Origin of the sequence: Ketobacter alkanivorans (genome assembly GCF_002863865.1) — a bacterium.
Classification (GTDB): Bacteria; Pseudomonadota; Gammaproteobacteria; order Pseudomonadales; family Ketobacteraceae; genus Ketobacter; species Ketobacter alkanivorans.
On sequence record NZ_CP022684.1, the window covers coordinates 3,888,279 to 3,903,699 of the forward strand.

At 53.1% G+C, this 15,421-nt stretch carries 16 protein-coding genes; 12 read left to right on the plus strand and 4 right to left on the minus strand.

Features of this window, described 5'->3' with window-relative positions; all coding sequences use genetic code 11:
- Nucleotides 1-21: 21 nt before the first annotated feature.
- Nucleotides 22-2,088 (minus strand): caspase family protein, encoded by a 2,067-nt coding sequence (locus Kalk_RS16540; protein WP_101895305.1) that lies wholly within the window; start codon nt 2,086-2,088, stop codon nt 22-24.
- A gap of 55 nt (nt 2,089-2,143) precedes the next feature.
- Complete coding sequence (locus tag Kalk_RS16545) at nt 2,144-2,989, minus strand: alpha/beta fold hydrolase (protein ID WP_158643542.1); 846 nt, start codon at nt 2,987-2,989, stop codon at nt 2,144-2,146.
- An 87-nt stretch (nt 2,990-3,076) separates the two neighbouring features.
- Here Kalk_RS16545 and tagF point away from each other — a divergent pair, with 87 nt between their 5' ends.
- Genes tagF through Kalk_RS16565 form a run of 4 tightly spaced genes read left to right on the plus strand, consistent with a single transcriptional unit; the run spans nt 3,077 to nt 5,394 of the window.
- Entirely contained in the window at nt 3,077-3,850 is a 774-nt protein-coding gene (tagF, locus tag Kalk_RS16550) for a type VI secretion system-associated protein TagF (protein WP_101895307.1), read from the plus strand.
- Nucleotides 3,851-3,858: 8 nt separating this feature from the next.
- Entirely contained in the window at nt 3,859-4,581 is a 723-nt protein-coding gene (locus tag Kalk_RS16555) for a PP2C family protein-serine/threonine phosphatase (RefSeq protein WP_101895308.1), read from the plus strand.
- Nucleotides 4,578-4,874 (plus strand): hypothetical protein, encoded by a 297-nt coding sequence (locus Kalk_RS16560; protein ID WP_101895309.1) that lies wholly within the window; start codon nt 4,578-4,580, stop codon nt 4,872-4,874. Before Kalk_RS16555 ends, Kalk_RS16560 begins: the two co-directional genes overlap by 4 nt.
- A gap of 10 nt (nt 4,875-4,884) precedes the next feature.
- Nucleotides 4,885-5,394, plus strand: coding sequence for an O-acetyl-ADP-ribose deacetylase (locus Kalk_RS16565; protein WP_101895310.1), 510 nt, complete (start codon nt 4,885-4,887; stop codon nt 5,392-5,394).
- Between the two features lies 1 nt (nt 5,395).
- Here the strand turns inward: Kalk_RS16565 and Kalk_RS16570 are convergent, their stop codons facing one another.
- Complete coding sequence (locus Kalk_RS16570) at nt 5,396-5,851, minus strand: hypothetical protein (protein WP_101895311.1); 456 nt, start codon at nt 5,849-5,851, stop codon at nt 5,396-5,398.
- 459 nt (nt 5,852-6,310) lie between these two features.
- On the opposite strand from Kalk_RS16570, the gene Kalk_RS16575 reads away from it, so the two are divergent.
- From Kalk_RS16575 to nhaD, 6 genes are all read left to right on the plus strand, one after another.
- Nucleotides 6,311-8,425 carry an EAL domain-containing response regulator gene (locus Kalk_RS16575; RefSeq protein WP_101895312.1) on the plus strand — a complete coding sequence of 705 codons (2,115 nt, stop codon included), beginning with the start codon at nt 6,311-6,313 and terminating at the stop codon, nt 8,423-8,425.
- A gap of 52 nt (nt 8,426-8,477) precedes the next feature.
- Nucleotides 8,478-8,969 carry a DUF2489 domain-containing protein gene (locus tag Kalk_RS16580; protein WP_101895313.1) on the plus strand — a complete coding sequence of 164 codons (492 nt, stop codon included), beginning with the start codon at nt 8,478-8,480 and terminating at the stop codon, nt 8,967-8,969.
- Between the two features lie 42 nt (nt 8,970-9,011).
- Nucleotides 9,012-9,860, plus strand: coding sequence for a DUF6279 family lipoprotein (locus Kalk_RS16585; protein WP_101895314.1), 849 nt, complete (start codon nt 9,012-9,014; stop codon nt 9,858-9,860).
- 119 nt (nt 9,861-9,979) lie between these two features.
- Entirely contained in the window at nt 9,980-11,374 is a 1,395-nt protein-coding gene (locus Kalk_RS16590; protein ID WP_158643543.1) for a substrate-binding domain-containing protein, read from the plus strand.
- Between the two features lie 45 nt (nt 11,375-11,419).
- A complete protein-coding gene (locus Kalk_RS16595) occupies nt 11,420-11,629 on the plus strand; it encodes a DUF1289 domain-containing protein (RefSeq protein WP_199767943.1) in 210 nt (69 codons plus the stop codon).
- Nucleotides 11,630-11,781: 152 nt separating this feature from the next.
- Entirely contained in the window at nt 11,782-13,146 is a 1,365-nt protein-coding gene (gene nhaD, locus Kalk_RS16600) for a sodium:proton antiporter NhaD (protein WP_101895317.1), read from the plus strand.
- 93 nt (nt 13,147-13,239) lie between these two features.
- On the opposite strand, the gene Kalk_RS16605 is transcribed toward nhaD, so the two are convergent.
- The gene (locus tag Kalk_RS16605) at nt 13,240-13,857 is read right to left on the minus strand and encodes a hypothetical protein (RefSeq protein WP_101895318.1); all 618 of its coding nucleotides are present in this window, start codon (nt 13,855-13,857) and stop codon (nt 13,240-13,242) included.
- A gap of 158 nt (nt 13,858-14,015) precedes the next feature.
- Between Kalk_RS16605 and Kalk_RS16610 the strand changes: the two genes are divergently transcribed.
- Nucleotides 14,016-14,819 (plus strand): UDP-2,3-diacylglucosamine diphosphatase, encoded by an 804-nt coding sequence (locus tag Kalk_RS16610; RefSeq protein ID WP_101895319.1) that lies wholly within the window; start codon nt 14,016-14,018, stop codon nt 14,817-14,819.
- A 10-nt stretch (nt 14,820-14,829) separates the two neighbouring features.
- Nucleotides 14,830-15,381 (plus strand): phosphatase PAP2 family protein, encoded by a 552-nt coding sequence (locus tag Kalk_RS16615; RefSeq protein ID WP_101895320.1) that lies wholly within the window; start codon nt 14,830-14,832, stop codon nt 15,379-15,381.
- Nucleotides 15,382-15,421 lie beyond the last annotated feature (40 nt).

Below are 15,421 nucleotides of genomic sequence, written 5' to 3' on the forward strand. Positions count from 1 at the left end.
GTCTTTGCTGCCTCTGCAGAGTTAAATGGTGGTGCCAGGATTGAAGAAGAACTCTCCGGCCTCGTGGCCTGCATAGCGGGCCGGTGCGTATTCGGGAACCTGTTGTACGTTCAGACTACGCGCTTTGCTCTTTACCTTGCTCAGTACTTCGCGGTAAATCGAGTGGCCTTCTATGATGCCGTTGCTGCTGTTCAAAGTTTCCAAGAACGCGCGGGAGAACACCGAGTGTCCGTCACCGCCGCCATCCAGCACCGGGGCAACACCACCGGAGGTCAGAACGGTGCGCGCGCGGGCCTGAGACATGGCCATTATCCATTCTTTCTGCAGCTCTTCGGGCATGGATTCATCCACGCGGGGCATGGCCGCTACGGACAGGGTGCCCGCATAGCAGGAATCAGCCACTACCATCACGTGTTTGGCTTTTAGTGTGTTGAGGATGTCTGATATGGCGCTGTTGGAAATCCAATTACGCGGATTGCCTTGTTCGGCATCCACTGGCAGCCAGAAGCCCTTTTCGGTTTTGTTGTCTATTTCACCGTGGCCTGCGTAATAGATCAGCAGGTTATCCTGATCGGTCAGGGTTTCTCGCAGTTCGTTCAGCGCCGCGAGGATCTCATAACGGGTGGCGTTTTTCAGTATGGTGGTTTTAAACCCGAATTTAGATTCCAGTAATTGTGCGGTTTCGGTGGCATCGTTAACGGCCGTTTTCAGTGCAGGATACTCGCGATATTCGTTGTTACCGATTACCAGGGCATGGTAGTTGCCCAGGTTGATGCCAGACTTGACCGCCAGGCCTTTCTGTTCGGTAGGCTGCGCTGCGGCGGCCACGGTTGAGGTTTGATCCGGTACAAGGCTGAAGTTAAAGGAAACCTTGTTGCCCTGATCGTCGATGGCCTCCATTTTCACGGTTTTGCGGCTGCCGTCGATGGGAACGTTCACCCAGAACAGGTTGTATTCATCAACCGTCTGCTCTTTGCCGTTGACCACAAAGCTCTTCAAGCCGCGGGGTGCCTTGATTTTGCCAACGATTTCTTTTTCTGTCAGGTTGGATTTCACGGGGATAGTGGGCAGCCCGCGCATCAGGGTCATGGGGGGGTCAATGATTTCGATAACCGGCATGCTGTCTGCGCTGGCGATCAGCGTTTCAGATTCCAGCAGGCTGGTGTTGGTGGACGCCATTTGATTGCTGATTTGCTGCAGTTGCTGGCTGGCATCGGCCAGCTGCTTCTGCTGGGTGCTGACTTCAAGTTGGGCTGATTGCAGCTCTGAGCGCAGTTGCTTGATCAGCTCCTGGCTCTGTTGATGAATATCCTTGGACTCTTGGGCGAACAACGCCAGCTCGGCGGATTTCTGGGTTTGTTCGGCGGCAGCCAATGCTTGTTTGCGCTGGGCCAGTTCTGATTGCACGTTAGCCAGTTGGCCTTCGGCAGCGGCTAACTGCTGGCTCTTGTAAGCGACTTCATCTTTCAGGCGGGTCAGCTCCTTCTGGTCGACAGCGCGAACTTCCACGGTAGAGGAGTAGAGCAGGTCGTCGCTTTCCAGACCGGCGGCACTGCGGTACAGGTTCAGCGCCATGGCCTTATCCTGGGCCACTCCCAGGCCTTTTTCATACAGGTTGCCGAGGTTGATCTGGGCACGGGAAAAGTTCTGCTTGGCGGCTTTTTCGTACCAGATCGAGGCCGCCTGATAATCAGGTTTCAGGCCCAGGCCCTTTTCATAAATCTCACCTACGTAGGTCTGGGCTTCAGCATCGCCGGACTGCGCCACAGGCAGCCAGATCTTCAGCGCAGTGGCGTAGTCGGCCCGGTCAAACGCAACGTACTCGCCGCCGCGTATCTCACAATCGCTGGCGGTGGTTTTGACGGGGCGGCGAGCGGTTAAGAATGTGGTCTGGGTGCCCAGCCTTTTGACCTGGCCTGGCAGCAGACAATCGATGATCATGAGGTCATCAGCGTTTTTGGCTTCGCTGGCGGCGGCAGACGCGCCGGGCTGGGTCGCAGGTGCCGATGCACAGGCACTGAGAATGACGCTAAGAAAGCCGATGCAGAAACCGGTTCCGGTTACCTGAAAACGTTTGGGAGCACGCATTGTTCACCTCAATTCAATCCATTATGGGGTTAAGTATACCCTCAGGGGCTCGAGTCTACCTCGTTACTTTGTCACACATACTATCAATAGTTGTATCTAGATTGATCAGCGTCCACCAGAAGGGCCAGCCTGATCGATGATCGGCCCGCTCGATGGACAGATAGCGGGCGTTGGGCTGAGCCTGGCTGAATGCCTCGATCCAGCGCGGCAGAATCTCCTTATCCAGAGCGCCCGCCATGTGGGCTTGCTGGATGCATTCCGGCAGTGGAGGCTGGGTTGCAGGGTCCAGCGACAGGCTGAGGGGGCTGTAGCCGTGGTGCTGAACCCACTCTGCCACCTGCAGGTTGCCCGCCAGGGTCACCACGCCGGTAACATTGGGCAGCCTGGGGGCCAGTAATACCGCCAGGGTACCGCCGCCGCTGTGCCCAATCAAGGTGATGGGGTTATTGCCGGGAAGGCTGCGTTGCAGCGCGCTTGCCATGCTGGCCACGGTTGCTTCGCTGTAGCGGGCCAGAGTCCAGCTCACCGGGCTGCAGGCCGGATCTTGCGTATGATAGTAGCAGGGTCGCCCCAGATAGAGTGCAGGCGATGTATCCTTGCTCATCATCTCTAACAACATGGGGGTGCGGGGTGTAGGGTCCAGGCTGGGGCGGCCTCGGGCATCCACCGCGCGGCCGTCTCCCTCGATGTACACGTGCCAGTGCAGAGGCCTCGGTTGAGGGGCGTTGGCCTGCTGCGCTGCTGGGTTCATCAGAATTCGGTGACGGAAAGTGACCCCATCCTGCACCTCGTTGCTGAATTGCTGATGGTCGATAATGTGCTGGTAGGAGCTGCACGCCGTGAGCAGCCCCAAGCCGAGGATGGCCACGATCATCAGCATGGACTGTGCTGTCTTGATCACTTTATCTGCATTCTTTGTTACAGCCATGTCTATTTAAAGTCAGGTTAGAGCTAGATTCAGAGTTTAGGCGAAGAGGAATGGTATCCCATGAGTGACGGGAATTCAGCGGGCTTGCACGGCAAGTTGCCACAACAGGCGGATTTTATCAGCCGCACATTGCCAATGGCGTTCACCAGCGGCTGGGATGACTGGATGCAGCGCAGCCTGCTGGCCTCTCAGGAGATTCTCGGCAATCAATGGCTTGAGATCTATCTTACTAGCCCCGTTTGGCGGTTTGTGCTCAGTGCCGGGGTGTTTGATCAGCAGGCATGGGCTGGCGTGATGGTGCCCAGTGTGGATAAAGTAGGGCGTTATTATCCACTGCTGCTGGCGCAACCGTTGGCAGCCGATGCCTTGCCCACGGCGCCACTGATTACGTCGGCGGATTGGTTTATGGCGCTGGAGGAGCTGGCGGTTCGCACCTTGCAGGATAATCTGCCGGTGAGTGAGCTGGAACATCAGCTGGGCCTGATACCAGCACTGCAAAGTGAGCACCGGGTCAGTCAGGGCAAGTGGGAAGTGGGCCGCCCTCTTGCCCTGTTCCAGCAACAGGATCTGAACCCTCTGCATACCTACCCCCATCTGCTGCACGAACTGCTGCGCCAGCGGTTTCCTGCTTACAGTCTGTGGAGCAGCGCCGGATCTGAGCGTGTTGCCCCCGCCCATCTCATCAGTGGTTATCTACCGTCTCCACAATGCTACACTTCATTATTAGCAGGGGACTGGGCACAACAGGGGTGGAATACCCCGCTGGATGTGATCACACCATTGGCCTTTTGCAGCAACAACTGTAACAATACACACGACATTCAGAACGAGTAAGAAACTGCATGGTGCAGACCCATTGGCTTAGCAGCGCGGCAACTCATTGTGGCGCAGTTCGAAACATGAATGAGGATGCCTTCCTCAACCGCAACAACGATGGTTTGTGGGTAGTCGCAGACGGAATGGGCGGACACGAAGCCGGTGAGGTAGCCAGTCAGATGATTACGGCTTCCATCGGGCGGGTGGACGTGGCTCAGCCGCTTTCGGAGGTGGTGGATGCCATTGAAGATACGCTGCTGGAAGTGCATCACAAAATCCGTACTTACTCCCGTACCCACTGTGAAGGCCGCACCATGGGCAGCACGGTGGTGTCATTTTTTATGCGCGAGTCTGTAGGCGTTTGCCTGTGGGCTGGCGATTCCCGCCTTTATCGTTATCGTGATCAAGCCCTGCAGCAGGTGTCCGATGATCACAGTCAGGTCAACGAAATGTTGGCCCGAGGCATGATTACCCCGCAGGAAGCGATCAATCATCCGGCCTCCAACGTCATCACGCGTGCAGTAGGTGCCAGTGAAACGCTTTATATCGACGTGACCCTGGTAGAACTGAAACCCAATGATGTGTATCTGCTGTGCAGCGATGGCCTTTACGGCGCGCTCGAAGAGGCAGAGATCGCCAGTCTGTTGGCCAGCGGTGATGTAGAAGCCGCCACCCAGGCGTTGATAGAGCGTTCGTTGCAAGCCGGGGCCCGGGACAACGTCACGGTCATAGCGGTGAAAGTGCAATGATGACGCCAGAAAAAGAACAACGGCTGGCCGCCGAGATGCGTCTGATTGCCCGCCAGTATTGTGACGGGGCTTTCAACAAAATCGAATACCGTCGCCGCAGGCAGGACATTCTGCTGCAATGCGTGGATCAGGATCTTAGCGCCATCCCGGATGAACCGGTCGAGCTGTTGGACAAGGCCCCGGTGGCAAACAAGGCTCCGCCCACGGCGGTGAACTGGTTGCCATATATGATGGTGGGGGTAACGGTGGTAGTGTTGGGAGTGATGGGTTTTTTACTGACTTCAATGATGTGAGCCTGGTGTCATGGATGACCGAATGCAAGTGTGGGTGGGCGATATAACCACCCTGAAAGTCGATGCCATCGTCAATGCGGCCAATAGCCAGTTGGCCGGTGGCGGCGGGGTAGATGGAGCAATTCATCGAGCCGCCGGAGCCGAGCAGTTGCAGGCTGCCTGTCGCATGATCGGGGGGTGTGCAACCGGTCAGGCGGTGATTACCCCCGGCTTTGACTTACCCGCTAAAGCCATCATTCATACCGTTGGCCCTGTTTGGTCCGGTGGTCAGAATAACGAAGCTACTTTATTGCGTTCCTGTTACAGCGAGAGCATGACCATGGCCGTACGGGAGGGCTTTCGTTGCATTGCATTCCCAGCGATAAGTTGTGGTGTGTATGGTTATCCTAAAGAGCAGGCGGTGGCCATTGCAGTGGATGAAGTAGAGCGGTGCCTGGAAACTTACCTCATGTTCAAACGAGTCATTTTTGCCTGTTTCGATCAGTCTATGGCGGATCTCTATAACCGCTTGCTGGCGTAACTCAGGCTACCTGAACGTGTTCCTGATGCAGATGCAGGTACTGCTGTCCCCACAGTTTAATCGGTCGGCGCACGGGGTAATGATCGTAGTTAAGCGGCTTGCTTTTCGGTTGCTCTCGCACCTCCAAACACCATAACCCTTCCGGGAAAAAGGTAAATTCCAAGCGTTTGCCATAATGATGCTGCGCCCGATAGATGCCGCTGGTGTAGGGCTGGGCCAGATCCATTTCATCCAGAATGTGTAACTCAAGATCCAGCAGATAAATATGCAACACCTCGTCGAAAGGGTTGTCATCACTGGTGATCAACACATAGCGTTGCCCTGATGCATACTGGTCCACCAGCTGACGGCCTTTCAGATGGCGTCCGGTTGGGTGGCCTTGTAACAGAACCTGTATGTGGGGCTGGTTGTCCAACCGGTAATGGCTGATGGATGAGAACAGATTGACTTTTTTCATAATCAGTCCGAAATAGCGTGATAGAGTTGGGGTCAATTCATAAGTAAGTTTAAGGGCAATCGAGCGCACTGAAAATTGCACAGTGGAGTTTTAGATTGCGTAAAAATGCCAGTATTTTTGAGGATCATGCAGGAAATGGAAAAAAAGCCCCGAATTCCAGTGGAACTGAAGCGATTTGTTGGCGCCATGCTGGCGATTATTGCCCTGATCGCAGCGGCAGCGGTGGTCGTAGATCTACTTTATGGACAGTGAATGGCCGCTTTCCCCTCTCGTTAGTCCTGAGGGGCGTGCATTTTGTGCGCAAGTGCTAAAATATCCTGCCGGGTAGTGGCACAAGCGCAAGCGGGCAACTAAGCTGCAAGAGACAAACTCTGAATTCCGTTAACGGCCTCGGCCATATAGCGGTTTCCCAATAGCGCGGCGGGAGGATCCTGCCACGGCGTTGCGTCGAGGGATTAAATGCGCATTCTGTGTGTGGAAGGAAACAAAACGTTTCGCTCCATTCTCGAAAAGCAGTTGACCATGGAAGGGCTGAGTTGCCGCTTTCTGGCCAACGGTGCCGAAGGATTGTCAGCGGCCCGCCAGATCGCATTCGATTTTGTCTGTGTGTCCATGTTCCCGGATGACATGCAGGCCACCCACTTTATTGAAGAACTGCGAAAAATCCCCTGCTATGTGCACACACCCGTTGTGCTGTTTACCTCTCAGTACGACGAACAGGTTCTGACAGACGTGCTGAAAGCCGGTGCCACGGAGGTGTTTCATCGCCAGGATCTGGAAACACTGATCACCTTTGTGCGCCGTTATCTTGGCCGTTACGAGCCCCTCGCAGGCAGCGTTATGTATGTGGAGGATTCTCTGGTTCAGCAGCAGGCCGTTTCCCTGATTTTACGCAATGTGGGGCTGGACGTGATGTGTGTCACCAGCGCCGAGGAGGCCTGGGAGCTGTTTCAACAGAACAGTTACGACCTGCTTATCGTGGATGTTGTTCTTACCGGCGACATGAGCGGCATCCGGTTGGTGAATAACGTCCGCCGCTTGTGTGGTGATGCTGGCGATACCCCTATTTTGGCGGTCAGCGCATACGATGAACCGTCCCGGCGTATCGAGTTGCTGAATCGCGGTGCCAACGATTATGTGTGCAAACCGGTACTGCAGGATGAATTAATTGCGCGCATACGAGGCCTTATCGGCCAGAAGCGGCTGTTAGAGCAGGTGCGGCTTGAGCAGGCCAAAACCTTGCATCGATTTGAGTATCTGGATGCCACCACCGATTTACCCAATCGCAAGATGCTGTTGCAAATTCTTGAACAGGAAATGGCTCGTGCGATAAAGCATAATTATTTCAGTGCGTTGCTATATGTCGATCTCAACAGTTTTCGAGCCATCAACGACACCATGGGGCACAGTGTGGGTGATCAGCTGTTGCGTATGGTGGCCCAGCGTTTGAGCCGTATCAAGCGTCGCGAGGACAGCTTGGCGTCGTTGGGCGGCGATGATTTTGCCATGGTGCTGTCGGAGTTGTCGGAAGATCGTCAGGTCGCGGCGGATTATTGCCGTGGTGTTGCGGATCAGATCCAGCGTGCCATGGCTCGGCCCTTTGAAATTGATGGCAAGCTGGTGCACAGCGAAGCCACTGTGGGTATGGTGCTGTTTCCATTGCATCAGACCTCCAGCGTGGATGTGCTGCGTCAGGGTGAAAGCGCATTTGAGCAGGCCCGGCAGGAATCCAGCAGCAGGGTATCGTTCTTTTCCCGCGAGATGCAGCGCCAGGCAGAGCAGCGGTTCACTTTGCAGAATGCCCTCCGTCATGCAGTGCGCCAGCAGAAGCTGGAGATTTACTACCAACCAATATTCGACCCCAATGGACAGTTGCTGAGCTTGGAGGCCCTGTCCCGCTGGCGCCATAACGGTGAGATGATACCGCCTGATCTGTTTATCAGTGTGGCGGAGGAGTGCGGCTTGATTCATGAGCTGGGGGACTGGGTCATCAGTACCGTTGCTGGCCATCTACGGCGTTGGCAGCAGCTGGGGCTGCCAAACAGCTTTGAGGGTGTCGCCATCAATATCAGCCCCTATCAATTGTTGCAGGAGCGTTTCTCGGTGCATTTGCTCAAGCGGCTGGATGAATTGGGGCTACGTTGTGATTTACTCAAGATCGAAATCACAGAAAATGCCCTTATTGCCAATGTGGATCGCACCAGCGTGCAGCTGGCCCGGCTACGTGACTGTGGAATTCGGGTGTCGTTGGACGATTTCGGTATCGGTTACTCCTCGATGTCATATCTGCAGCAGCTGCCGGTGGATCAGCTTAAGATTGATCGTAGCTTTATTTGGAATATGCACAGCAACCCGGCTGCCCTGGCCATTGTGCAGACCATCATCACCATGGGGCAGTCCCTGTCCATGCAGGTGGTGGCAGAGGGGGTGGAAACCCTAGAACAGCAACAACAGCTGGTATCCATGGGGTGTAATGCCTTGCAAGGTTTTTTTCTGCAGATACCGATGACCTTTACCGACACCGAAGCCTTTCTCAAGGCTGGACAGCGTTCCCAAGCGCGGCCGCAAGCCTGATTCCTCTGGTATAATCCCTCTTCGCCTTCAATCTAAATAGGTTAATCAAGCTATGATACTGTTGTTTGCAGCGCTGTCTGCTGTGGTGCTGGTGCTTGCCGGAGTGGCCGCCTGGCTGTGGTACAAAGTGTGGCGGAACACACAACAAGAACAGCAAATGCAAGGCCAATTGCAGCAACAACAGGCCCAAACGGAGCAGAACCGTATCGACTACATTCACGAAAGCCTGAATGTGATTGCGTGCGCGGTACTCGACAAGCAATGCCCCGTGACCGAAGGCTGTATCCGAATGGCAGTGCTGCTGGATAACCTGCCATTGGATTGCGACACCAAGCACCGTTTTTCTGTCGTATTCGAGGTATACAATGCAACTCGACATATCCCGACCCACAGCAGCTGGAAGGCCTTGGGGCGGAAACAGCAACGCAAATTCGAGCAGGAAATGCTGGCGTTGGAACGTGAGCATGACACCGCCGTCATGGAACTGATGGCCTATGTAAAAGGCAATCCGTTTAGCCGTGGCGTTGGTGCCTCCATCAATTAAACGGCGTGCTTAATCATATGGATACAGGGAACCAATAATATAATGCAGCGGCTTGTGCGTATCAGTCTGGTACTGTTGATGAGTGTGGCGCTAACCGGTTGTGGCGTTCGCTTTGTCTACAATCAACTGGACTGGTTGATTCCCTGGTACCTCGACGATTACATCGAACTGGAAAGCGAACAGGAGGCTTTGTTTGAGTCTCGCCTTGCATCCTATCTTGATTGGCACCGTGACGATCAATTGCCGAAGTACGCAGCATTTCTGCATCAGATCGCGGATAAAGCAGAAACCGGGCTTACGGTTCAGGACATTGCACAAATCGAACTGCAAACCGAAGACTTTGCTCAGACCCTGATGGATCGAATGCTGACGGATCTGATCGACTTACTGGCCACTGCCAGCGATAAACAGATTGAGCAACTGTTCAAGCGCCTGAAGCAGGATAACGAAACCTATCGCAAAGAATATATTGATGTCAGCCCGGCAAAACAGCGCAAGGCACGTCTTAAAGAAGTCATTAAGTATGCGGAGCGTTGGACAGGCCGATTGTCCGACGATCAGGTGCTCGCGATCAGCACCTGGGCCGAGCAATTTGAACTTATGGGCCCGGAAATCGAACAAGCGCGTTTAGCATGGCAACAGGAATTCAAACGCATTCTAATGTTGCGTGAAGATCGCGCCGCATACGATGCCGCATTTCGTGAACTGATACGTAATCCAAAGTTCGGGCGCAGCGCAAAATTACAAGAAAAGCTCGAACACAACAGCGAACAGGTGCTCCAGTTGTATCTGGCGTTGGATAAGACACTGTCTCCGTCGCAGCGTAAACATATGGTGGATAAGCTCCGCAGTTACGCCGATGACTTTCTCATTCTCGCGCAGCAAAAATAAGAATATTGTATGACTTTCATTGCGGTTGCTCGCCAGATGGAAGCCCGATCTCTATAATCCGCGTTTTTCGCTGCCGGCCCTGGATATGGGTATTGGTGCGTGCTGCTCGAGAGGTTGTTATGGTGAAGTATCGTTACGGCAATGGATCTGCCTTTCTGTTTAGTGTTTTTCTTTTTGTAAGTATGTTCAGTTCCTGGTGCTGGTCTCAGTCAGTTGAGTCACCATCGCCGAAGCTTTGGAAGCAGGCCCTGGAGAAAACATCCTCTACTGCAGCAGAAATAGAGCTGTTCTCTATCGTTGGCTCCAACACCGTCGGTGAGAAGCTGGCTCCCGCACTGGTTAGTGGATTTCTACGGGAGCAGGGGTTTGAAAATATAGCAATCGTCGCAAATGGGGCAGAGCACAAGCAGAAAGTCGTCGCCCGTATGCGCGCAGGTGATCGGTTCGTTGTCATCGCCGTGCCTGTTGCTGCCCAAGGATCGAGCACTGGATTCAAGGCGTTAAAGGATCGCACTGCAGATCTGGCGGCTTCTTCTCGTCCGATTAAAGTCGATGAACAAGCTGACTTGGCCTTTATGGGCAATATGCTTGGTATTGATAATGAACATATTGTCGCGATTGATGGCTTGGCTATTGTCATTCATCCTGACAACCCGATCACTAAATTGCCACTGCAAACGGTTAACAGCATCTTCACCGGCAAAGTATCCAATTGGTCCCAATTGGGTGGCAGAGCGGGTGCCATTAATGTCCATGCCCGCGACGATAGATCCGGTACATTCGATACCTTCCAGCGATTGGTGTTGAATAAGGATAACCTAACCTCAAAAGCCAAACGTTACGAATCCAATGATGATCTGTCGAAGGCGGTACAGCAGGATGTCAACGCCATTGGCTTTGTCGCATTACCCAGTATTGGCGGCACCAAAGCGCTGGCGGTATCGGATGGTGTAGCCAAGCCGCTGTTGCCATCCGATCTGACGGTTGCCACAGAGGACTATCCTTTGTCACGTCGCTTGTATTTTTACTCTTCGAACCCACAGGGGCGGAAACCGGTGGTCAGCGATTTTCTGGCCTATGTTCGCGGTAATGCGGGTCAATCCATAGTGGCTCAGACCGGCTACGTGGCGCAGGCGCTGTTTGCTATGGCGATAGAACCTGAGGATGGCCGACTGGCCGGTTGGCAGCGCATGAACCTGAATATTCGGTTTGAAGATGGCTCCTCTACACTGGATAACAAGTCGGAGCTTGACGTGCAGCGTTTGGCTGAATATCTGTCAAAAAGCGGCAATGACAAGCGCAAAGTTACCCTGGTGGGCTTTTCCAACCCCGTCACCGGTGGCGCCAGTCAGTCCAGCATTTCCCGTTTACGGGCGCAGAATGTGCGCTGGGCGTTGCGTAATAAGAATATTCGCAACAAATTGTCAGCCTTGGCTGGTAGTGCTGTAACGGTATCTGACCCCGACAGCCTGAATGCCGATCGTAATCGGCGTGTAGAGGTTTGGATTCAGTAAGTCCGGGCTATACTGTAAAGTAATCTTACTCTGCAAGGTATGCCCATGCCGCTGCGTCCAGATCCTTTCAAATCCAACCCCACGCAGTCACCCTGCGTGCGCAACTGTTGCCTTAATGGCGATGACGTGTGCGTGGGCTGCGGTCGTACCCTGGAAGACATTCGCCATTGGACAGCCTTCACCCCAGAGCAGCGCACGCAAGCCCTGAAAGCAGCCAAAAAGCGGGTAGAGGCCTTCGGATCAGGGCCTTTTTAGGGCAATACCCCTTTTGAATTCGTGCAATTAGTGTGCATCGTGGCTATTGTCTACACTTCCTCAGATTGAGGTGGAAATTCGTTCCGTACAGATACTGTTTTTTGTGCTCAAGCCGGTACAATAGCGCGCGACGCTAAAAGGAGACTAGATACATGAATTTAAATCGGTTATGGGTGGTGCTGTTGGCACTGTTCGGGGCTGGGCCTGCGCTGGCTTCAGACAATTTGCATATGATCTCTCATCCGTTGGCCATCACCGCAGTGGTACTGTTTGTTGTTGCCTACGGTTTCGTCATTGCAGAAGAATTCATCCATATGCGCAAATCCAAACCGGTGATCCTGGGGGCAGGCATCATCTGGGTGTTGGTGGCCATTGTAGCGGGTGAGGTAGAAGGCGGCCGCGAAATGCTGGATCACGCGGTGGATCACAATGTAAACGAATACGCTGCATTATTTCTATTCCTGCTGACGGCCATGATTTATATCAATGCCTTGACAGAACGGAACGTCTTTGAAAAATTACGCTCCGTCCTGGTGAAGAAAGGCTTCAGTTTTCGTGCGCTGTTCTGGATAACCGGCTGGTTGGCGTTTTTTATCTCTCCGGTAGCGGATAACCTGACTACCGCCCTGTTGATGGGGGCAGTGGTGCTGGCAGTCGGTGCTGATAACCCGCGTTTCGTCTCCCTGTCATTCGTCAATATCGTCATCGCTGCCAATGCGGGCGGTGCCTTCAGCCCCTTCGGGGATATTACCACCTTGATGGTATGGCAAAGTGATAAGGCGGAGTTCTTTGATTTCTTCAGTCTCTTCCTGCCTGCGGTGGTGAATTTCGTGGTGCCCGCCTTTATCATGAACTTTGCTGTGCCGAAAGTGACACCGGCCCCTATTGAAGAAGAAGTCAGCATGAGAAGAGGGGCTCGCCGTATTTGCGTATTGTTCCTCTGCACCATCGCCACTGCCGTGTGCTTTGAGCAATTCCTGCATCTGCCCCCATTCTTGGGGATGATGACCGGCCTTAGCTATCTGCTGCTGTTCTCCTATTACATCAAAATCACCCAGTATTCCGAAGAAGGCCCCGCTGAGTTCAATATTTTCAACAAGGTGGCGCGTGCGGAATGGGATACCTTGCTGTTCTTCTTCGGCGTAATCTTCTGTGTTGGTGGTTTGGGTACCTTGGGTTATCTGGCAGAAGTGTCGATCATTATGTATGAGGGCTGGGGCGCCACTACGGCGAACATCATTGTAGGGGTTCTGTCCGCCTTGGTGGATAACATTCCGGTGATGTTTGCGGTGTTAACCATGAGCCCTGAAATGGACTTGAATCAGTGGTTGTTGGTGACCTTAACCGCCGGTGTGGGTGGTAGCTTACTGTCTGTGGGCTCGGCCGCCGGTGTGGCGCTGATGGGCCAGTCCAAGGGGCTTTATACCTTCTTCAGCCATCTGAAGTGGAGCTGGGCCATCGCCTTGGGCTATATAGCCAGTATTGCCTGTCACATGGCGCTGTCTGGAATGTTCTAAACGGTATCGCTCGACACTGAACACAAAAAAAGGTGCTGATTAAGCACCTTTTTTTGTGTCTGCCTATGCCTCTGTGCCAGAGCCGTGTGAAGGCTATAGCACTTTGTCTTTAGCCGCTTGTTTCATCACAGCATTAACTATGCTCTCAACACCCTTTCTCAATGTCGCTTGTTCTGTTGTTCGGGTTTTAACCGACCAGCTCAGCTTTTCAGTCTTAACATTAAACAAGTTGGTTTCCAGCAGATACTCTGTCATTTCCACATAGGTTCCGGGTTCGTTTTGTCCGCTGCTGCTGTATACCATATAGGTGTCAAAGTTACGGTAGAGGTTGTCTCCCGGGCCAATCTGTTCAGGCGGTTGGTAAGTTTGGGATTTCTCGATGCCGCGCAGGCTGCTCACCAGCACCGATGTGATGCCATTCTGCGCAACAATGGGGCGTAAGGTTTCACGGTTAACCTTGGTGCCATCTGCCAGCCACTGGTGGGATGCCACTGCCAGAATGCCATTTTTATCCAGCTGCTGTACGAAGTCGTTTTCAAAGGCTTTGCGCACGGTCTCATCTGCCGCCAGTGTGACGATCAGAACTTTACGTTCAGCCGGGGCTGGTGCCATGTAGCCCGGCAGAGTCCAGGATTCTTCTATTTGAGTGGTGGCACAGGCAGTGAGTGAGGCCACTAAAGAAAGTAAAATCAATCGAATAGCAATGTTCATTGGGTTCCAGCCGTTTCATTCCAAGTATGCTCGGGATGGTAGGCGCAGTGGCTCCAATTGTCGAGCCTGGCTTGGTGGCGATGTCATCATTTGTTCATCAAGCTGTCAGAAAAACGCCTACTAAAAACACTAGTCTTCTCCCTAACAGGAGGCTGTCTATGACTACAACCCCGGTTCGCTCTGCTTTCATATCCGATGTGCATTTGGGCACTTCGGCTTGTCAGGCACAATATTTGCTGGACTTCTTGGACAACTGCCAGATGGAGTATTTGTATCTGGTGGGGGACATCATTGACCTGTTGCACATGCGCAAGCGAGTGAATTTTACGCCACTGCATGAGCAGGTGGTGGAAAAGGTGATGTGGCTGGCTCGCAATGGTACACGGGTAATCTACATACCGGGCAACCACGATGCATTGATGCGTCGCTTTTGTGGCCAGATGGTGGCTGGGATCGAGATCCATCGTAACCGGGTGCATTACTGTGCAGATGGGCGCAGATTTTTTGTGAGTCATGGGGATGAGTTTGACAGCGCACTGCATGCTGGAGTGTTCTGGTATGTGGTTGGTGATCTTTCGCACACTTTATTGTTGCGGTTGAATACATTGTTAAACGGTCTGCGACGAATGTTTAAGCTGCCTTATTGGTCATTAGCGGGTTATTTGAAAAAACGTATTGGCAAAGCCAACGAGTTCATTCGTCGCTTTGAAAAAATAGCCGCTCGGCAGGCTCGCGAATTGAAGTATGATGGCTTCATCTGTGGTCATATACATCAAAGTGGTATGCGAAGGATTGATGGGGTTTTGTACTGCAATGACGGTGACTGGGTTGAGCATTGCACTGCATTGATTGAAACAAAACAGGGCCTTTTTGAACTAATGCATTGGGCGGATCACAGGGAAGTGCTGATTCGTGAAACGGAATTGTCAGAAGAATGGGAAGCCATTCCTCAAGCCAACTGAGGTGTAGAATATGGAAAAATCGGTGGTAGCCGCCGTAGCAAAAATGGGGCATGTGGATACGTTTTACTGTTTGCGATTGAATCGACTGATTCGCGATGTTCACCTTCATCGCTTCTTCAGTACGGTTAGCCGCTTGGGTGATGGAGTGCTCTGGTACAGTCTTATGGCGCTGTTTCCTCTGTTCATGGGCGCTCAGGGATTTGTGATCACAGCGTTGATGATATTGATGGCAGCATGGGGCGTTTATCTATACAAACAGATTAAAAAGCGATCCATGCGGCCACGCCCGTTTGTAAGCCATTCCTGTATTCGGCAGGGGGCACGCACTCTGGATCAGTTTAGCTTTCCATCGGGCCACACGATGCATGCAGTGGCCTTTACGATACTTTTGACCTATGCCGTACCGGTGTTGGGCATTGTTCTATTGCCGTTCGCTGTGCTTACTGGTTTGGCGCGGGTGGTGCTGGGTTTGCACTACCCGAGTGATGTATTCATGGGCGCCGTGCTGGGGGCGTTCAACGCAATTCTGTTACTTGGCTTGTTCAGTGCCTTTTTGCAGTAATTAAGCAGTATTTATGCAAAATTATGGCTATCCAAAAGCG